General features: G+C 44.9%; 17 protein-coding genes. 12 read left to right on the top strand and 5 right to left on the bottom strand.

What is annotated here, in order from left to right:
- Window positions 1-6 precede the first annotated feature (6 nt).
- Entirely contained in the window at window positions 7-828 is an 822-nt protein-coding gene (locus P0M11_RS10420) for a flavin reductase family protein (protein ID WP_275625597.1), read from the top strand.
- 57 nt (window positions 829-885) lie between these two features.
- Here P0M11_RS10420 and P0M11_RS10425 read toward each other — a convergent pair whose 3' ends face one another.
- Window positions 886-1,713 (bottom strand): TerC family protein, encoded by an 828-nt coding sequence (locus P0M11_RS10425; RefSeq protein WP_275625598.1) that lies wholly within the window; start codon window positions 1,711-1,713, stop codon window positions 886-888.
- Between the two features lie 43 nt (window positions 1,714-1,756).
- Complete coding sequence (locus P0M11_RS10430) at window positions 1,757-2,599, bottom strand: alpha/beta fold hydrolase (protein WP_275625599.1); 843 nt, start codon at window positions 2,597-2,599, stop codon at window positions 1,757-1,759.
- A gap of 48 nt (window positions 2,600-2,647) precedes the next feature.
- Between P0M11_RS10430 and P0M11_RS10435 the strand changes: the two genes are divergently transcribed.
- Window positions 2,648-2,821 carry a hypothetical protein gene (locus P0M11_RS10435; protein WP_275625600.1) on the top strand — a complete coding sequence of 58 codons (174 nt, stop codon included), beginning with the start codon at window positions 2,648-2,650 and terminating at the stop codon, window positions 2,819-2,821.
- A 19-nt stretch (window positions 2,822-2,840) separates the two neighbouring features.
- On the opposite strand, the gene P0M11_RS10440 is transcribed toward P0M11_RS10435, so the two are convergent.
- Complete coding sequence (locus P0M11_RS10440; RefSeq protein ID WP_275625601.1) at window positions 2,841-4,925, bottom strand: M13 family metallopeptidase; 2,085 nt, start codon at window positions 4,923-4,925, stop codon at window positions 2,841-2,843.
- Window positions 4,926-5,062: 137 nt separating this feature from the next.
- Here P0M11_RS10440 and P0M11_RS10445 point away from each other — a divergent pair, with 137 nt between their 5' ends.
- The 9 genes from P0M11_RS10445 to P0M11_RS10485 all read left to right on the top strand — a co-directional run bounded on the left by P0M11_RS10445 (window position 5,063) and on the right by P0M11_RS10485 (window position 15,168).
- Complete coding sequence (locus P0M11_RS10445) at window positions 5,063-6,094, top strand: ligase-associated DNA damage response exonuclease (protein WP_275625602.1); 1,032 nt, start codon at window positions 5,063-5,065, stop codon at window positions 6,092-6,094.
- Window positions 6,091-7,671: an ATP-dependent DNA ligase gene (locus P0M11_RS10450; protein WP_275625603.1), complete on the top strand. Its 1,581-nt coding sequence runs from the start codon at window positions 6,091-6,093 to the stop codon at window positions 7,669-7,671. The genes P0M11_RS10445 and P0M11_RS10450 overlap by 4 nt, the downstream gene beginning before the upstream one ends.
- A 25-nt stretch (window positions 7,672-7,696) precedes the next feature.
- Window positions 7,697-10,150: a ligase-associated DNA damage response DEXH box helicase gene (locus tag P0M11_RS10455; protein ID WP_275625604.1), complete on the top strand. Its 2,454-nt coding sequence runs from the start codon at window positions 7,697-7,699 to the stop codon at window positions 10,148-10,150.
- On the top strand, window positions 10,147-10,791 hold the full coding sequence (gene pdeM / locus P0M11_RS10460) for a ligase-associated DNA damage response endonuclease PdeM (protein ID WP_275625605.1): 645 nt from the start codon (window positions 10,147-10,149) through the stop codon (window positions 10,789-10,791). Before P0M11_RS10455 ends, pdeM begins: the two co-directional genes overlap by 4 nt.
- 122 nt (window positions 10,792-10,913) lie before the next feature.
- A complete protein-coding gene (locus P0M11_RS10465) occupies window positions 10,914-11,432 on the top strand; it encodes a pyridoxamine 5'-phosphate oxidase family protein (protein ID WP_275625606.1) in 519 nt (172 codons plus the stop codon).
- Window positions 11,433-11,440: 8 nt separating this feature from the next.
- Window positions 11,441-11,974, top strand: coding sequence for a lipocalin family protein (locus P0M11_RS10470; RefSeq protein ID WP_275625607.1), 534 nt, complete (start codon window positions 11,441-11,443; stop codon window positions 11,972-11,974).
- 170 nt (window positions 11,975-12,144) lie between these two features.
- Entirely contained in the window at window positions 12,145-13,272 is a 1,128-nt protein-coding gene (locus P0M11_RS10475; RefSeq protein WP_275625608.1) for an MBL fold metallo-hydrolase, read from the top strand.
- Between the two features lie 74 nt (window positions 13,273-13,346).
- Window positions 13,347-14,108 (top strand): tryptophan-rich sensory protein, encoded by a 762-nt coding sequence (locus P0M11_RS10480; protein ID WP_275625609.1) that lies wholly within the window; start codon window positions 13,347-13,349, stop codon window positions 14,106-14,108.
- Between the two features lie 58 nt (window positions 14,109-14,166).
- Window positions 14,167-15,168 (top strand): alpha/beta hydrolase, encoded by a 1,002-nt coding sequence (locus P0M11_RS10485; protein ID WP_275625610.1) that lies wholly within the window; start codon window positions 14,167-14,169, stop codon window positions 15,166-15,168.
- Here P0M11_RS10485 and P0M11_RS10490 read toward each other — a convergent pair.
- Window positions 15,151-16,185 (bottom strand): o-succinylbenzoate synthase, encoded by a 1,035-nt coding sequence (locus tag P0M11_RS10490; RefSeq protein WP_275625611.1) that lies wholly within the window; start codon window positions 16,183-16,185, stop codon window positions 15,151-15,153. The two genes, P0M11_RS10485 and P0M11_RS10490, sit on opposite strands and share 18 nt — an antisense overlap.
- A 64-nt stretch (window positions 16,186-16,249) precedes the next feature.
- Window positions 16,250-17,269, bottom strand: a complete 1,020-nt coding sequence (gene fbp, locus P0M11_RS10495; RefSeq protein ID WP_275625612.1) for a class 1 fructose-bisphosphatase — start codon at window positions 17,267-17,269, stop codon at window positions 16,250-16,252.
- Window positions 17,270-17,477: 208 nt separating this feature from the next.
- Between fbp and P0M11_RS10500 the strand changes: the two genes are divergently transcribed.
- Window positions 17,478-18,716, top strand: coding sequence for an aspartate kinase (locus P0M11_RS10500; RefSeq protein ID WP_275625613.1), 1,239 nt, complete (start codon window positions 17,478-17,480; stop codon window positions 18,714-18,716).
- Window positions 18,717-18,727: the final 11 nt, after the last annotated feature.

The raw sequence follows: 18,727 nt of genomic DNA on the forward strand, positions 1-18,727 counted from the left end.
TTCAGTATGAAAAGCATTACTCCTAATGAGCTTAACGGCGTACAGCTGCAGACGCTGCTGCAAACTGCTATCGCACCACGTCCTATAGCTTTAGCGTCAACTATAGATTCGGAAGGGAATGTAAACCTCAGTCCTTTCAGTTTCTTTAATCTTTTCAGTTCCAACCCGCCGGTAGTTATTTTCTCGCCGGCCAGGAGGGTGCGCGACAATACCACCAAACACACGCTGGAAAATGTTCTGCAGGTTAAAGAGGTAGTTATCGGTATTGTAAACTTTAATATCGTGCAGCAGATATCACTTGCTTCCACAGAATATGAAAAGGAGGTCAACGAGTTTGTAAAAGCTGGTCTGACCATGAAAGAGGCTGACCTTGTGAAACCAAAACTGATTGAAGAATGCCCTGTAAACCTGGAGTGCAAAGTAATTGAGGTAAAACACCTGGGTACGGAAGGCGGCGCCGGAAACCTGGTTATTTGCGAGGTGATAAAAATCCACGTACGTGAGGAGTACCTCAATGATGAAGGAAACCTGGACCAAATGAAGCTTGACCTGGTGGCACGATTAGGCGGAAACTGGTATTCGCGTAATAACGAAAGCAACCTTTTTGAGGTTCCAAAACCATTGGTAACCAAAGGTATTGGTTTCGACAGACTTCCGGACAGTATAAAATTAAGCCGCATCTTCAGCGGTAATGACCTTGGAATGTTGGCAAATACGGAAGAGTTGACGGAAGGTACCTATTCTGCTAATGAAGAAGTTCATTTAAAAGCACAGAAGCTGCTGCAGGAAAGTAAAGTTTCCGAAGCCTGGGAACTTCTTAAACAATAAAAGCAAAGCCGTTTTCACTGAGAAAACGGCTTTTTTTAGCATGGCATTCTTTAGGATCTACTCAAGATCGTCCCGGATACTCAGATCGTTATTAAGGTCAGGATTGAGTTTCAGATATTTCTTTTTCTGATTGTCCCTGAAGCGGATGTTCAGCATTTCCACGATGAGGCTGAATGCCAGACAGGAGTAGATGATATTCTTACTTACATGCTGATGGATTCCTTCGGCCACAAGCATAACCCCAATTACTACAAGGAATGAAAGTGCCAGCATCTGCAAACTGGGATATTTGTTGATCAGGGCAGAGATCGGACCGGCAAAAGCCATCATAATTCCGATAGAGATGACCACTGCAATTATCATCAGCATCACATTATCCACCAAACCGATCGCAGTCAGGATGGAATCCAGCGAGAACACCATATCAATGAGAATAATCTGCAGGATGATCATTGTCATCAGACCTGAAGCACCGGATTTAGGCTTTGGAACATCATCATGACCCCGCATCTTGGCATGAATTTCCATGGTACTTTTTCCGATCAGGAAAATACCTCCTGCAAGCAGGATTATATCTTTCCAACTCAGAGCCAAGGGTAAATCGGTGCCGGGTTCATTAAACCAACCCAGGTTGAGTACCGGTTCCTTAAGGCCGATAATCCAGCTGATCATCAAAAGCAGGATGATTCGGAAGATCATGGCAAAAGCCAAACCGAGGTTCCGTGCGAAACGCTGCTTTTCTTTGGGCAGCTTATCTGCAATAATGGAAATAAAGATAATATTGTCCACCCCCAGAACGATTTCAAGAAACGTTAATGTGAGTAAACTGATCCATATTTGCGGATCGGCAAAATTCGGTAATTCGAGCAGAGAGAATAATTCCATATTTTATTTGTTTGATGCAAAAATAACCATTGGGGCCGGCGATTTATAAATTATTTTTTAAAAATTCGATTATTTTATCTGTAGATTTTAAAAGGTCAGGTGGTAATGTTTCTTTTGGCCATGGCTCGGTCGCGCCCAGGGTATGATTGGCACCGTTCAGTATAAACAATTCCGAATCCCTGCACCATTCGTTCAGCAGGTAGGCTTCCTTATCCTTCACCGCCACATCTTCAGTACCCTGAATGATCAGCATTGGCTTCCCCAGATGCTGTGCGCTGTACTGTACCGAAAAACGGTCTTCATTTGCCTTATAATCTTCGTAAAACTGATAATAATGTGGCATCTGCTGTTTGGTGCGTGCATTTTCGGAATACATGACACCTGACTCCTGCCAGTTTGTAAGCCGGTCGCCGGAGGGAAAGCGGTAGCCGAAATGGCTTACACCGGCCAGCGAAACAAGCGCCTTTACGCGATCATCTTCAAAAGCTTTAATTACCGAGATGCCGGCTCCCCTACTGTGGCCTATAAGTGCAACTTTCTCAGTATTGATTTCGGATTGAACGATGAAATGGTTGATTACGGCGTCATAATCGAGCATTTCCCTGCTGAAATTATTGTTTGCAAAGGCTTCCAGATCGGCAAATTCAGAAGGGTTGTTCAGCGTGGTGCCGTTATGTGAAAAATTGAATTTCACGAAATAAAATCCGGCCTGCGCTATTTTTTCAGCCATCAAATCCCAGGCGCCCCAGTCTTTATATCCTTTGTATCCGTGGGCAAAAATGACCAGCGGAAGTTGGCCGGAAGTTTCCGGTAAATAGGCATCAGCAAGGAAATCCCGTGTCTGAGGATTCTTTATGATGATATTTTTCTGAATATTGATTTTCATGGATAAATAAAATGATTTTGCTTTCAAATTCCGTGCAAATGTGGCCATATGGAATACATAAATAATCTGCGTGAGCGATGGGAGCGGAAATCCTTTCTTTTTTGGGGCGGCGGCTTCGCCGCCGCCCCAAAAAAGAAAGATTGGAGCGGACGTAGCGACTCTGGCAGCGGCGCCTTCGCCGCCGCTGCCAGAGTCGCGCCCAAAAAAATCACCCAGAGTTAAACTGAGTGATTCTAATTATTTACCAAATCTTTATCCTTTCTTCCGGTGCCCTGTAAAGCTTGTCACCAGGTTTTACATCAAAAGCCTTATAGAAGGAATCCTGATTCACCAAAGGTCCGAAAGCCCGGAAATAACCCGGAGAATGAGGGTCGGTCTTCACCTGGTTGATCATATACTGCTCCGTAGATTTCGTACGCCATACCGTAGCCCAACTCATGAAGAAACGCTGATCCTGGGTGAAACCGCTGATAAGTCCCGGATTGCCATGGTCTTTCAGGTACATCTGAAGCGCCGTATAAGCCACAGCTACTCCTCCAAGATCACCAATATTCTCCCCGCTGGTAAATTTACCGTTTATGAATGTCCCCTTTACAGGCTCGTATTTGCTGTACTGATCAGCCAGCTGATTTACCTTGTTTTCAAAATTCTTAAGGTCAGCGGCAGTCCACCAATTGTTCAGATTACCGTCGCCGTCGAACCTAGAACCGGAATCATCAAAACCGTGAGAGATTTCATGTCCGATTACAGCACCAATACCGCCAAAATTGACCGCGGGATCGGCTTTGAAATTAAAGAAGGGCGGCTGCAGGATGGCTGCCGGGAATACGATTTCGTTATTGGAACCGCTGTAATAAGCGTTAACAGTCTGCGGAGCCATACCCCATTCCGTTTTATCCACCGGTTTGCCCACTTTATCCAAATTCTTCGCATAGTTCCATTCGGTTACCTTCTGAAGGTTTTCGTAATAACTTCCGCCCTCGCCTGCAGGGGTTAATTCAAGTTTGGAATAGTCCTTCCAGGTATCGGGATAGGCAATCTTAACCCCGAATTTAGACAGTTTTTCCTGTGCTTTTACCTTGGTTTCCGGAGACATCCAGTCCAGATTGCTGATGTGCTGCTGGAAAGCCTTTTTTAAATAGGAAATATAGGTTTCCATTTGGGCTTTGGCTTCTGCCGGGAAATATTTTTCCACATAAAGTTTACCAAAAGCTTCACCCAAAGTACCGTTTACTACACCTAAGCCGCGTTTATCCATGGAACGCTGCTCTTTCTGGCCCTGCAGATACTTGGAGTAGAAATTAAAGTTGATGTCGTCCAGTGTTTTGTTCAGGTTTCCGGCATTTCCGGCCACCATCCTGGCTTTCATGTATTCTTTGATTAATGGCAGATTTTTCGCCGTCATCCAGGAGTCCATATTCTGGTAGTATTTAAGCTCAGAAACAATCACCCGGTCGGTTTTCACACCTACCTTATTCAGATAATCGGCCAGGTTAATGTTTTTTACAAGTTGCGGAAGTTCCGCTACGGTCTTAGGATTATAGCGCAGGTTAGCATCCCGGTTCTGCTCGTTGGTCAGAAGATTTTGGGCCAGTTTTTTTTCAAAATCAACGACTTTACCCGCCGTTTGCACAGCGTTTTGATGTCCTGCTTCCGTAAGAAGCTGAGAAACGTAATTTTTATATTCAGCCAGTGTCTTTGTATTGGACTCGCTTTCTTTCTGGTAATAATCGCGCCCCAGTCCCAGGCTCGGTCCGCCAAAGTAGACCGCATTCATGTTCGAATTTTTCAAATCCGGTCCTACCCTCCAGGCATAAAACGGATTGTCGCCGGATTTAGTGGCTTCTATCAGGTATTTCTGCAGGTCAGCAATAGATTTAATAGCATCAATCTTTGCCAGATCACCTTTAATAGGATTAAGGCCGTCCGCATTCCTTTTGTCCCAGTCCATAAATGTCCCGTACAAAGCCTGAATTTTCTGTCCTTCCGAACCCGCAGCAAAGCTGTCATTCAGAATTTGTTTTAAGATGCCGAGCGAAGCAACATCAACATCTTCCCTAAGCGCATTGAAACTTCCCCAGCTGGCTTTATCAGAAGGAATTTCGGCTGTTTTCACCCAGTTTCCGTTCACATAACTGAAGAAATCATCCTGCGGACGTACGGAGGTGTCCATATAGGAAAGATTAAGTCCTTCTTCCTTCACCGGTTCGGATTTTACAGCTGCGGTAGTTTCAGATGCAGGAGTCTTAGCGGTCTTCGCTGTGGTACAGGAATTAAGAAATACGACACCGGAGAGAGCTAAAAGGCCTATACTTATTTTTTTCATTTGATTTTTTCTTTGATTGAACCGTCCAAATATAACGAATATTTTTGGGCAGAAATTATAAGTGATTTTGTGAAGGGTTCAGATTTTGCTCATGCCTTTGCAATCTTTTAATTCATATTAAACATTTAATCTAACAGATGGCCAGGAAAACCTTCATCCGCTTTACCGACAAAGGAATATACTGTGTGCCCGGCAAATTTTACCTGGATCCGTGGAAACCTGTAGATCTGGCAATAATTTCACACGGTCATGGCGACCATGCCAGATGGGGAATGAAAAAATACCTTTGCCATGATTACAGCAAACCAATACTTAAACACCGTATCGGACAGGACATTGAGATCCAAAGTCTTGGCTATGGCGAAGAAATTAACATCAATGGAGTGAAAGTTTCCTTTCACCCTGCCGGGCATATCGTAGGTTCGGCACAGATCAGGATGGAATATAAGGGTTATGTAATTGTTTTTTCAGGAGATTATAAAACCGATGACGATGGTCTGTCTACCCCTTTCGAACTGGTGAAATGTAACGAATTCATTACCGAAAGTACCTTTGGATTGCCCATCTATAACTGGCTGCAGCCCGCAGATTATGCGGAGCTCATGCAGACCTGGGTGAACCAGAACAGACAGAACGGTAAAACTTCAGTTTTCATCGGTTATTCCTTGGGTAAAGCCCAGCGCATCATGAAATCTTTGGAAGGCAGCGGGAAAATCTTCGTTCATCAGTCTATCGCCAGGCTTAATGAAGCCATGGAATCGGTTAATATTGAATTGCCGGAGTATGAAACCCTTGATTTTTTGGAAGGAGCCAAAGCGGCCAAAGGTGAAATCGTAATCCTACCACCGGCTCTGCTGGACTCCAATGTCATTAAAAAAATACCGGACCGGGCTACTGCCATCTGTTCCGGCTGGATGCAGGTTCGCGGATCCCGAAGGTGGCGCTCTGCAGATGCCGGTTTTTCCATTTCCGATCATGCCGACTGGAATGGTTTGCTGAAGACCGTGAAAGCCACGGAAGCCGAAAAGGTATACGTCACTCACGGACAAACCGCTGTTTTCTCGAAATACCTGCGCGAACTGGGAATTGATGCAGTGGAACTGCAAACTATTTTTGGCGATGAGGAAATGGAGGAAAAGGAAATCATAACCAATGAAGTAAGCCGATGAAGGATTTTGCGCTTCTTATAAATACGCTGGACAGCACCAATAAAACCAATGCTAAGATCGACGCAATGGTGCATTACCTGCAAACCGCCGATTCCAGCGACAGACTGTGGTTTCTGGCACTTTTTACAGGTAAACGGCCCAAGCGACCCGTCAATACCAATCTTCTTAGGCAGTGGGCGCTGGAACTTACCGGTCTGCCGGAATGGCTTTTTGTGGAAGCCTACTCTTCCGTAGGTGACCTTGGCGAAACACTTTCGCTGATCCTTCCCAATCCTGTAGAAACAGTTGAAAAATCGCTGACACAGTGGATGGTAGAACTCATAGCTCTAAAAGATTTTACAGAGGAAGAAAAAAAAGCCTATGTAATTGAGTCCTGGAACGGGCTGAACCATCTAGAGCGTTTTATATTTAACAAACTGATTGGCGGAAGTTTCCGTATTGGTGTCTCAAAGAAACTGCTTATTAACGCCCTGGCAAAATATTCCGGTATCGAAGCAAATATCCTGATGCACAGCATTATGGGCAAGTGGAATATTGATGAAGTTGATTTCGAAAACCTTATACAGGGCACGGATATCAACCCGGACGAATCCAAACCCTATCCTTTCTGCCTGGCGTATCCACTGGAAAAAGAAGCTCAAGACCTGGGCGAACGCGAAAGATGGCAGGCAGAATATAAGTGGGACGGTATCCGCGGCCAGTTCATTAAACGGAACGATGAAATATTTATATGGTCCCGCGGCGAAGAACTGGTTACCGATCAATTTCCTGAAATAGTTTCCGCAATGCAGGATATGTCCGGGAACTTTGTTATTGACGGAGAAATTCTGGTGGTAAAAGATGATAAAGTCCTAAACTTCAACGAACTTCAGAAAAGACTGAACCGTAAAACCATATCAAAAAAAATGCTGGAAGAACTTCCCGTGCAGATATTTGTTTATGATATACTGGAACTGGATTATGAAGACCTCCGTGAAAAACCTCTGGCAGACCGGCGCGTCCTGCTGGAAGGGCTTATTATGAATAGCCCCACCGCCAATATTCATCTTTCTGAAGTTTTAGAAGCAGCAAGCTGGGAGGAACTCGCCAATATCCGTGAAAGGTCACGGGACAACAACTCGGAAGGTTTGATGCTGAAGGAGAAGGAATCGCAATACCACGCCGGCCGTAAGAAAGGGGATTGGTGGAAATGGAAAGTGAGTCCGCTCACCATCGATGCGGTTTTAATTTATGCTCAAAAGGGTTCCGGAAGACGGAGCAGTTACTATACTGATTATACTTTCGGAGTGAAGAGCGGCGATTCTATTGTGACGATTGCGAAAGCCTATTCCGGACTTACAGATAAGGAAATTATGGAAGTTTCCAAGTTCGTGAATAAAAATGCAGTTGAAAAATTTGGCCCCGTGAGGACGGTGAAGGCCGAACTTGTTTTTGAAATCGCTTTTGAAGGAATTGGATTCAGCAAAAGGCATAAAAGCGGAGTTGCACTCAGGTTCCCCAGAATTGTCCGGTGGCGCCGTGATAAGACGGTAGATGAGATTGATGATATTGAGGAAATTAAGAAACTGATCCAATAATTCCGGCCGGTAATCCAGAAAACAGATGACAGAAAAATTCAAAAGCAGCAACGGATACCAAATCATAAAACGGTGGATGGAATCCCGGGATATGGAACCGTTTACCTTTCAGGCAGAAACCTGGTACAGGTACTCGCTTAAATATTCCGGTATGGTGGTCGCGCCTACAGGCTTTGGAAAAACCTTTTCTGTATTCCTGGCTGTAGTCATCGACTTTATGAACCATCCGGAAAAATACAATTCCGGGATGAAACTGCTCTGGATCACACCGCTGCGCGCACTGGCGAAAGATATTGCCAAAGCGATGAGTGAAGCGCTTGAGGACATAGGTCTGGATTGGGAAGTGGATGTTCGCAATGGCGATACGCCCAAAGATGTCCGTGCCCGCCAGACAAAGAAGATGCCTGACGTACTGATAATCACGCCGGAAAGCCTGCATCTGCTTTTAGCTCAGAAGAATCATCCCAATTTTTTTAAAAACCTGAACTGCGTAGTCATAGACGAATGGCATGAGTTGCTTAGCTCCAAACGCGGCGTCATGACCGAGCTGGCCTTAAGCCGAATCACAGCTTACAGCCCAAAACTCAGGATTTGGGGAATTACGGCTACGATTGGGAATCTGGATCAGGCGATGGAAGTGCTCATTCCCTACAATCTTAAAAAAACCAGGGTGGTTGCCCGTGAAAAAAAGAAAATTGAAATTCATTCTGTATTCCCGGACGATGTGGAGGTACTTCCCTGGGCAGGTCATCTGGGTACCAAACTTGTGGATAAGATTATCCCGATTATCATGGCCAGCAAAACCACCCTGATCTTTACCAATACCCGAAGTCAGGCGGAGATGTGGTATCAGGTTTTGCTGTCCGCAAATCCCGAGTTTGCGGGCCAGTTAGCCATCCATCACAGTTCGGTGGACCGTGACATTAGGATATGGATTGAAGAGAACCTCTCATCAGGTTATCTGAAGGCAGCGATATCAACCTCCTCACTGGATTTAGGTGTGGATTTCAAGCCAGTGGACACTGTCATTCAGATTGGGTCCAGTAAAGGGATTGCCAGGTTTCTGCAGCGGGCCGGCCGTAGTGGGCACTCCCCTTTTGAGACGTCCAAAATCTATTTCGTCCCAACACATTCGCTTGAACTGATTGAGGTAGCAGCACTGAAAGAGGCAGTGAAGCAAAAGCAGGTGGAACCGCGCGAGCCACTCGTGCTCTGTTATGATGTACTTATTCAGTATGTAATGACCTTAGCGGTGGGCACCGGCTTTGAGGAAAAGGAAACCTACCGCCAGATCTCGCAGACCCACGCTTTCCGCGAATTCACTCCTGAAGACTGGTCCTGGCTTCTTTCATTCATTACCGTAGGAGGCAAACTTAAAAACTATGAGGAATACCATAAAGTAGTTATTCAGGACGGACTGTATAAGGTGACTTCCAGAAGGATTGCCATGCTGCACCGGATAAACATTGGTGCCATCGTGAGCGATTCCATGATGAAGGTTAAGTTCTTCGGAGGTGGTTATATTGGGATGATTGAGGAATATTTCATTTCAAAACTCAACAAAAACGATAAGTTTGTCCTGGCCGGCCGTGTTCTTGAAGTTTCGCACATTAAAGAAATGACGGTGTATGTGAAAAATTCGTCCGGCAAAGCAATTGTACCAAGCTATTTAGGCGGCAGATTGCCATTATCATCTAATTTAAGTGGATTTTTGCGGGAGAAACTGTCCGAATCACTGAATGCCAAATCATCCGAAAAAGAGCTTACTTTCCTGCACCCGCTTTTGGTAAGTCAGCAGGAAAATTCGCACATACCCAATGAACATGAATTTCTGGTTGAAAAAATAAAGACCCGGGAAGGATTTCACCTGTTTATGTATCCGTTTGAAGGCAGGCTAATGCACGAGATCATAAGTGCCCTCGTAGCTTACAGGATTTCAAAAATTTCCCCAATCTCATTTTCGATGGCCATGAACGATTATGGTTTTGAACTCTTTTCCAAACTTGAAATCCCGGTAGATGAGGACAATGTTAATGACATTTTAAGCAAAGAAAATCTGATTCAGGACGTGCTGAGTTCAGTAAATTCAACAGAGATGGCCAGACGGAAATTCCGCGACATCGCAGTAATTTCCGGCATGGTGGTACGCAATTATCCGGGGCAGCAAAAGAACAATAAGAACCTTCAGGCATCTGCCGGTCTAATATTCAACGTACTGGAAGATTACGATCCTCAAAACCTGCTCCTGAAGCAGGCTTATGCAGAGGTTTTTTTCCAGCAGATAGATGAAGCACGTCTGGCCACCGCGTTTAACCGGATTCATGACAGCCAAATCATTCTAAAGGAGTCCAATACCTTCACCCCACTCAGTTTTCCCATAAAAGTGGACAGTTTGCGCCAAAGTTTGAGCAGCGAGGATCTCTCGGCAAGAATTTTGAGGCTTAAGCCGGAAGCCATGAAAAAACGAATGAGGAAATGAAGCTGAAATCGCTCACAAAGAAAATTCACAGTCAGACACTGATATTTACCAATCAAAGGGCGCTATACTGGGCAGAGCGTCAGGCACTGATCATCAGTGACCTGCATATCGGTAAAACTGCTTATTTCCGCAAGAACGGTATCGCAGTTCCTTCCGGCATCCTGACTGATGATCTCACACGGTTGGCCGCTTTACTTATTCACTATTCCGCCAAAGAACTTATTATTGTCGGTGATTTCCTGCATGTGGGACGCAACGCCGATTTCCGAATCTTCGAAGTCTGGCTGCAGGAATTTTCGCAGCTGAAAATAATAATAATCAAAGGAAACCACGATCAGATCAAGGCTGAATTCATGTCAGTCCTGCCCGCCGAAATCCATGAGGAGCAGCTGATAATTGAACCTTTTAAATTTATTCATGTTCCGGATGAAGAGAGCGATAATTTCACTGTTTCCGGTCACATTCATCCCGGGGTCAGTGTAAAACTGGAAAGAAATAAATACATAAGCCTTCCCTGTTTCAGGTATACCGAGAGGCAGTTGGTGCTTCCGGCTTTCAGCAAATTTACAGGCCTGGATACAAAAAGCTGCGGCGACTTCCACTGCATCCCATTCAATGAAGATTTTATATTCGAAATGTAGATATTTCAAAATTTCCCGCGTTATTTGCAATATTCCCATACGGCTTAATCATTTCTCTTATTGGGAATATTAATTGTTGAGCAAGCATCAACCAAATCATTTTAACAATAAAAATCAAGATTATGTCTGATGCTATTTCACCAAAAGAGAATTTATCCAACGAGGAAGCAATTAAAAAACTAAAGGAACTGGCGGAAGGTGCCGGCAACTGCTTTTTCACAACTAAGATTAACGAAGCCATGCCTCACACACGTCCGATGGCCTTGCAGGAAGTCTGCGACCAGGGTAATCTGTGGTTCATAAGTTCCTCCGAAAGCCATAAGAATGAAGAAATATCGGATGATGCCAGAGTACAGCTCTATTTTCAGAACAACAGCAGCTATGAATACCTGTATGTACTTGGTACCGCATCCATCCATAAAGATAAAGAACTGATTGACAAATACTGGACGGAATTTGCAAATGCCTGGTTCGACGGCAAGGATGATCCGCGGGTAACCATAATCAAGGTGAAGCCTGTAGATTCATATTACTACGAGACAAAGGATAACAAGGTCGTTGCTATGGCAAAAATGCTTTTTGTAGCTGCTACCGGTGCCAAAATGGAAGACGGCGGTGTGGAAGGCAAACTTGAAATTTAGTAGAAGTTATGACTACAAGGAAAATATTGATTCCCGTTTCCATTGGACTTCTGGGGCTGCTGTTACTGAACTCCTGCAAAGCGAAAATTCCTGCCGGTGCCGAAGCTGTGAAGGATTTCGACAAAGGGCGTTATTTAGGGAAATGGTATGAAATTGCCAGACTTGACTTCACCTGGGAGAAAAACCTGAATAATGTAACCGCTGAATATGGCACCAAAGACAACGGAAATATAAGTGTCCTTAACCGCGGATATGACTATAAAAAGGACAAGTGGAAAGAATCTGAAGGCGAAGCAAAGCCGGTTGGTGACGCTACGGTGGGCAGTCTTAAAGTAGCCTTCTTCAAACCATTCTGGGCTGGGTATAATGTGATTGACCTCGAAGATTACAGATATGCCCTGGTTATTGGTGACAGTCTGGATAATATGTGGATCCTCTCCAGAGAAAAAACCATTCCGGACGATATAAAACAGAGATTTCTGGCTAAAGCCAAAAGTATAGGGTACCAAACTGAAGATCTTATTTGGGTAAAACACGATTAAGAAACTGTTAAAGTTATTGAGCGGCGTGCAGCAAATTGCACCCGCTTTTTTTTGCAAAACCGTAATTAAGAAAGAGGTTGGATCAGTTAATGAATTGTTGGTCTGTTTGAATTACTTTTGCAGGTTCACAGTGTGACACTTGTCTCATTCCGGCAAACCAACTCAAATAAATGAAGACCCTAAGCAAAATCATGATAAGTTTATTGGTAATAACCGCCGCTTTGGTAGCAGCAGCCTTCATCATTATTAATCAGCCGAAATTTGGGAAGACACCGTCCGGTGCCCGCCTGGAGCGCATCCAAAAGTCGCCGCATTATAAAAACGGCAGATTCGATAATCTGAACAAAACCCCGCAGCTGGCTGAAGACACTTCTATGCCGGAGGTCATGTTCCGCTTCCTTTTCGTAAAAAAAGACCAATTGAAACCTGCCCAGGCTTTTCGAATGACCAAAACCGAACTGAAATCACTAAAGCCCGATGAAAACGTGTTTATCTGGATGGGACACTCGTCCTATTATATGCAGATTGACGGCCTGAAAATCCTGGTAGACCCGGTGCTGAGCGGCAACGCTTCACCATTCACTTTTACGACCAAAGCTTTTGAAGGAAGTGACCTGTACACCCCAGATGATATTCCAACATTGGATCTTCTCATCATAACGCATGACCACTGGGACCACCTGGACTATAAAACAGTTAAGGAACTGCAGCACAAAACGCGGAGAGTCGTTACCGGACTGGGTACAGGCGAACATCTGGAATATTGGGGCTATAGTCCGGACCTCATAACGGAACTGGACTGGTTTGAGAATTCTGATCTGGGCAATGGTTTCAGAATATACTGTGAGCCGGCTCGCCATTTTTCAGGCCGGGGACTCAAGCGCGACCAGGCCATCTGGGCAAGCTTTGTACTGGAATCGCCCACGCAGAGAATCTATATTGGCGGCGACAGTGGTTACGATGATCATTACAAAAAAATCGGCGAAAAGTACGGCAGTTTTGACCTCGCCATTCTTGAGAACGGACAGTACAACAGGGACTGGCGGTATATCCATTTCCTTCCCGGCGAAAATATTAAGGCGATGAAGGAACTCAACGCCAAGCGGATGATTCCGGTTCACAATTCAAAGTTCGCACTTGCTGTACATTCCTGGAACGAGCCCCTGAAAAAGATAACAGAACTTAACACTGAAAATCTCAGGATAATCACCCCTGCAATCGGACAGAAAGTCCCCTGGCTGGACGACGCTAAAATCTATAAAAAGTGGTGGGAAGACTATGACAGACATTTGGAATGATTTTTTCTGCGTGATGAAGGGCTGGTGCATCGGTGCCGGATGTTCCCGGCCAAACAGCTTACAAGCTTCTGAGTATGAAAAGAACATTACAGATTGCCAACGGCGTGGCTTTAGTGGCCACCATCATCTTCAACTACCTGAGTAACACCGGAATCTTCGACGGTAAAACCATAGGCGATGTTTCGGACCAGTACCACACCTCCATTACGCCGGCGGGCTACGCTTTCTCTATTTGGGGCCTCATTTATCTCCTTCTATTTGTTTTCGTGATCTATACAGGACGCGGCTTATTCCGGACTGATATAGATGATGCCGATGAAATCGTAGAGCGAATTGGATGGTGGTTTGTAGTTTCGTGCGTCGCCAATTGTGCCTGGATCGTGGTCTGGCTGAACGGCTGGAGTGGGCTGTCTGTTTTGCTGTTGGTAATTGCCATGATTTCGCTGACCAAAATTCTGCTTGAAACCAAACAGTTTGCAGATACGGCAGGTAAAAAATGGATGGTCAACGTACCTTTCCAAATTTATGCGGGCTGGATGAGCGTTGCGCTGATAGTTGCCACGGCCGCCTGGTTGGGCAAGATTGGTTGGGACGGTTGGGGAATTTCAGGTGAAATATGCACAGTTATCCTGATTACAACTGCATCTGTGATTCATTTACTGATGACCTGGCGCCGGGACTCACCAATATTTGCACTGGTGGGAACGTGGGCTTTTGTTGCCATAGCGCAGGCAAATATTGACAATTCTTCAACGATATACATTTTTGCCCTGATCTGTGCTGTGGTTCTGTTCGGCAGCAGCCTTATCAATATTATCCGAAGAAAATCTGTTTAATGCCTTCCAGGCAGATTATTAAACAGATATTTGCGTGTAATTTTTAAAAAAGTTTCAGATGAACATCAATATAATTCTGTTCTCAATTTTTTCTTTTCTATCGGTTTTCATGAATGCGCAGGAACTGAAGACTCTAAAGCCTTTGGATGCAGAACTCAGCACAGTTGCATATCCGTTTCCGGTCCAGTTTAAAGAACTGAAAAACCAGGGACAGAAACTTAGGATGGCTTATATGGATGTAAAGCCAGCAAAACCCAATGGTAAAACAGTTGTCCTTCTGCACGGAAAAAATTTTAACGGTTACTATTTTGAAGAAACTGCACGAGCCCTGACGAAAGAGGGTTACCGTGTAATAATGCCGGACCAGATCGGATTCGGGAAATCATCAAAACCTAAACAGTTCCAGTTCAGTTTTCAGCAGCTGGCTGAAAACACAAAAAGCATTATGGATGACCTCAAAATCAGCAGTTTTGCGGTTTTGGGCCATTCCATGGGTGGCATGCTGGCTACGAAAATGGCGGTAATGTATCCAGAAAATGTAGAGAAACTCATTCTTGCCAATCCCATAGGTCTGGAAGATTACCGTAAATTTTCACCTTACCAGAATATCGACAAACTGTACGCCTCCGAACTCAGGAACACCTACGATAGTTACCGGGACTATCAGCTGAAATTTTATTACGACGGTAAATGGAAGCCTGAGTATGATAAATGGCTGAATTTACTTGCCGGTTGGACCATCCATCCTGATTTTCCGGTTACCGCCTGGAATGCAGCGTTAACCACTGATATGATTTACACGCAACCAGTTGTCGCTGATTTCGAAAAAATCACTTCACCTACACTGCTTATCATAGGTACGCGGGACCGCACGGCCATCGGAAAGCCCAACGCCCCTAAGGAATTGCAGCCTCTGATGGGCCTTTACCAAAATCTTGGCAAGGAAACCCAGAATAAAATCAAAGGATCAACACTGGTTGAGCTGGAGAATGTAGGGCATTCACCACACATCGAAGTTTTTGACCGCTTTATTGGCCCCCTTCTAAAATTCCTGAAGTAGAGTAACCTTATCCGGATTAAAGGTCAGTGATTCACCCTTTAAGATTAATGCGCTTTCAAAATTATTGGTAAAGAGTCCGCCTGTACCCAGGCCCTGAGGCAAAGGATTATTCTTTGTAAAAGTGTACTGCGCAATAGCGTTCAAGCCTATATTACTTTCGAGCGCAGATGTGATCCAGTAGCCTATTCCCAAATTTTCTGACAGTTCAATCCATTCGTCGCAACCCGAAAATCCTCCGACAAGCGATGGCTTCAGAATGATGTACTGGGGCATGACCGCCTTTAAAAGCGTCTCCTTATCTTGTTTATTCAGTACACCGATAAGTTCTTCATCCAACGCCACCGGTGTAGGAGTACTCCGGCACAATCCGGCCATTTGTGAAACATTTCCCGCCTTGATGGGCTGTTCTATGGAATGAATATTCAACTCTGCAAGTTCGGCCAATACTGTCTGTGCTTCTTCAAAAGAAAAGGCGCCGTTTGCATCAACCCTGATTTCCAGCTGCTCCTGCGGAAAAGCCGATCTTAACTTTTTTAGGATGAACTTCTCAGTGAGCCAGTCCACGCCGATTTTCAGTTTCAAACATGTAAAGCCTTTCTCCAACTTGTCTGAAATCTGCTTTCGCATATGTTCTGCATTTCCCATCCATATCAAACCGTTAATCCGGATGGCACCTAAACCTTCAGTAAACTTCGACGGAAAGTAGATATTTCCGCCAAATTCCAGATTACGGATAGCCTGTTCATATCCAAACCACACCGATGGAAAAGCCAGCAGTTCGCCTTTCAGGATCTCTTCAGTTTCATTGATATTTTCACAAAGCCAATTCAGTTTCTCCTCATAACCGGGCACATCATCGTAGCTAAGGCCCCTGAATATACCGCACTCACCTACTCCTGCGTGACCGCCTTCGGATATTTTCAGAATATAGGTTTCTTTAGTATTTAAAACTCCTCGGGAAGTACCGCCCGGTGTCTCAAATTCCAGGACATGTTTGAAATATTCCGCCTTTTTCATAAAATTCGCCTTAAAAAGAAAGACGCGAAAAATCGCGCCTTCCTGTATGTTACAAATCTGCTTATTAGTCTTTTACAACATCAATGCGCATAAATTCTTCTGCCTTTTCCACCATTGAGATGTTACCGCAAAAGAAAGGTGTGCGTTGGTGAAGTTCCGTTGGCTCAAGCTCCATAATCCGGTTGAATCCATCGGAAGCCTTACCACCAGCCTGCTCGGCAAGGAACGCCATAGGGTTACATTCGTACAGCAAACGTAATTTACCATTGGGTGCGTTGGCATAAGAAGGATAGATATAGATTCCGCCTTTTATCATATTGCGGTGGAAATCCGACACCAAAGATCCGATATACCGCGAAGTATACGGTCTGTCGCCCTCCATCATCTGACAGTATTTCAGGTAATTCTTCACTCCCTGCGGAAACTTGGAATAATTCCCTTCGTTGATGGAATAAATTTTACCTTTTTCAGGGAACCTCATATTAGGATGGGACAGATAGTAGGTCCCTAAACTTGGATCGAGTGTAAATCCGTTTACTCCATTCCCGGTGGTATAAACTATCATCGTAGATGAACCATAAACCACATAACCGGCGGCCACCTGGTCCACTCCCCGCTGCAGGAAATCTTCCAGCTGCACAGGAGTTCCCGGTTCTGTTACCCTGCGGTAAATGGAGAAAATCGTCCCCACTGAAACATTCACATCAATATTTGATGAACCGTCCAGTGGATCGATCAGTACCACGTACTTACTTAAATGTCCGTTAGGACCGCATTTGATATCAATAAAATCATCATTTTCCTCTGATGCGATACCACAAACCACCTCACGCTGAGACAGTGCGGTAATGAAAATTTCATTTGCCAGTACATCCAGTTTCTGCTGCTGCTCCCCCTGGACATTGGTCATACCTACGTGACCTACAATATCTGCGATACCGGCCTTGTTTACATCGCGGTTCACTACCTTGGAAGCTAACCGGATGGCACTTAAGAGGCGGGAAAATTCGCCCGTAGAATACTGAAAGTCGTCCTGTTTATCAATTATAAATTCACCTAGGGTCTGTAATGCGTTTTCTGACATTTGTGGGTTTTTGATTTTGCACAAATTTCGGAAAATTCTTTGAATATAGCAGGCTAATTCAGCAAAATGATTCAGGCCGGCAGCCGGCATAAAACCCTGTGTTCCGGCGTTTTCATTTATCAGCCAAAATCACTAATTTTGAAAATTATTCCCATCGTCGTACTGCACCACGGTATTTTAATTTTTCAACTGATTACCAATACATTAAATGAAGGTATTTAAATTTGGAGGCGCATCTGTGAAGGATGCAGAAGGAGTAAGGAATGTTGCCACTGTGCTGCAGCGCCAGGAAGCGCATCCGTGTCTTTTGGTCGTATCGGCCATGGGCAAAACGACAAATGCACTGGAAGACGTCATAAAACTCTACTTTGAAAAAGGTGATTACGTCTCGGCGGTGGATAAGATTATGAACAGTCATATGCAAACGGCTGCTGAACTTTTTACAAAGGATGCTCCCATTATGCGTGAACTGCAGGAAATAGCAGATGATTTGCTGAATTTCCTCAGGAAGAACAAATCACCAAACTACAGCTATGTATACGATCAGACCGTAAGCACAGGTGAACTGCTTTCTTCCAGAATTTTGAGCGAATACCTGAACTCTGCCGGCTATTCCAACCAATGGCTGGACGCGCGGGAATATATCAAGACCGACGAAAATTATCGCGAAGGTAATGTTCAGTGGCAGATCACCCTTGGCAATATCGGTGACCTGAACCGGAGTCAGAGCTATGTTACCCAGGGTTTTATAGGCTCGGATCCCAATACTTTCACCACCACGCTGGGCCGCGAAGGTTCGGATTACAGTGCGGCTGTTTTTGCCTATGGCCTGGATGCCGAATCGCTGACGATCTGGAAAGATGTACCCGGCGTGATGACGGGCGACCCGCGTAAATTCTCAGACGTTCAGCTGCTGGACAGCATCTCTTATGAAGATGCAATTGAAATGGCCTATTTCGGTGCCTCGGTAATCCACCCGAAGACCCTACAGCCGCTTCAGAAGAAAAACATACCCTTTTACGTTAAATCTTTCCTGGAACCGGACCAAGCCGGCACCCGTGTAAGCGGCTCCGGCAACAGCAGCAACCTGCCGTCCTATATCCTGAAAGAAAACCAGTTTCTGGTGCACATCGCTACGCGTGATTTTTCCTTCATTGCAGAAGAGCATATCAGCCAGATCTTCAACCTTCTCGCCAAATACCAGATCAAAGTGTCTCTGATGCAGAATACAGCCATATCACTGGCCTTGTGCCTGGAGGATAAATATGGCCACCTCGAGGATTTCAACAGAGATCTGAACGCCGGATTCACAACGGAGATGACGGCAGGAGTATCGCTGTTTACAGTACGCAACGCAGGACCTGAGGAGATCAGCAGGTATTGCGCAGACAAGGAAATTCTGCTGGAACAGATTTCTCACAATACCGTGCAGATGGTGATCCGATAACTAATTCCCCT

This window comes from Kaistella sp. PBT33-4 (assembly GCF_029194425.1).
Classification (GTDB): Bacteria; Bacteroidota; Bacteroidia; order Flavobacteriales; family Weeksellaceae; genus Marnyiella.

Excerpts from the sequence above, each read along its gene's own strand:
- P0M11_RS10475 (WP_275625608.1), top strand. The coding sequence starts at position 12,145 with ATGAAGACCCTAAGCAAAATCATGATAAGTTTATTGGTAATAACCGCC.
- P0M11_RS10490 (WP_275625611.1), bottom strand. The coding sequence starts at position 16,185 with ATGAAAAAGGCGGAATATTTCAAACATGTCCTGGAATTTGAGACACCG.
- P0M11_RS10450 (WP_275625603.1), top strand. The coding sequence starts at position 6,091 with ATGAAGGATTTTGCGCTTCTTATAAATACGCTGGACAGCACCAATAAA.
- P0M11_RS10455 (WP_275625604.1), top strand. The coding sequence starts at position 7,697 with ATGACAGAAAAATTCAAAAGCAGCAACGGATACCAAATCATAAAACGG.
- P0M11_RS10440 (WP_275625601.1), bottom strand. The coding sequence starts at position 4,925 with ATGAAAAAAATAAGTATAGGCCTTTTAGCTCTCTCCGGTGTCGTATTT.
- P0M11_RS10485 (WP_275625610.1), top strand. The coding sequence starts at position 14,167 with ATGAACATCAATATAATTCTGTTCTCAATTTTTTCTTTTCTATCGGTT.
- P0M11_RS10435 (WP_275625600.1), top strand. The coding sequence starts at position 2,648 with ATGGAATACATAAATAATCTGCGTGAGCGATGGGAGCGGAAATCCTTT.
- P0M11_RS10465 (WP_275625606.1), top strand. The coding sequence starts at position 10,914 with ATGTCTGATGCTATTTCACCAAAAGAGAATTTATCCAACGAGGAAGCA.
- P0M11_RS10500 (WP_275625613.1), top strand. The coding sequence starts at position 17,478 with ATGAAGGTATTTAAATTTGGAGGCGCATCTGTGAAGGATGCAGAAGGA.
- P0M11_RS10430 (WP_275625599.1), bottom strand. The coding sequence starts at position 2,599 with ATGAAAATCAATATTCAGAAAAATATCATCATAAAGAATCCTCAGACA.
- pdeM (WP_275625605.1), top strand. The coding sequence starts at position 10,147 with ATGAAGCTGAAATCGCTCACAAAGAAAATTCACAGTCAGACACTGATA.
- P0M11_RS10470 (WP_275625607.1), top strand. The coding sequence starts at position 11,441 with ATGACTACAAGGAAAATATTGATTCCCGTTTCCATTGGACTTCTGGGG.
- P0M11_RS10420 (WP_275625597.1), top strand. The coding sequence starts at position 7 with ATGAAAAGCATTACTCCTAATGAGCTTAACGGCGTACAGCTGCAGACG.
- P0M11_RS10480 (WP_275625609.1), top strand. The coding sequence starts at position 13,347 with ATGAAAAGAACATTACAGATTGCCAACGGCGTGGCTTTAGTGGCCACC.
- fbp (WP_275625612.1), bottom strand. The coding sequence starts at position 17,269 with ATGTCAGAAAACGCATTACAGACCCTAGGTGAATTTATAATTGATAAA.
- P0M11_RS10445 (WP_275625602.1), top strand. The coding sequence starts at position 5,063 with ATGGCCAGGAAAACCTTCATCCGCTTTACCGACAAAGGAATATACTGT.
- P0M11_RS10425 (WP_275625598.1), bottom strand. The coding sequence starts at position 1,713 with ATGGAATTATTCTCTCTGCTCGAATTACCGAATTTTGCCGATCCGCAA.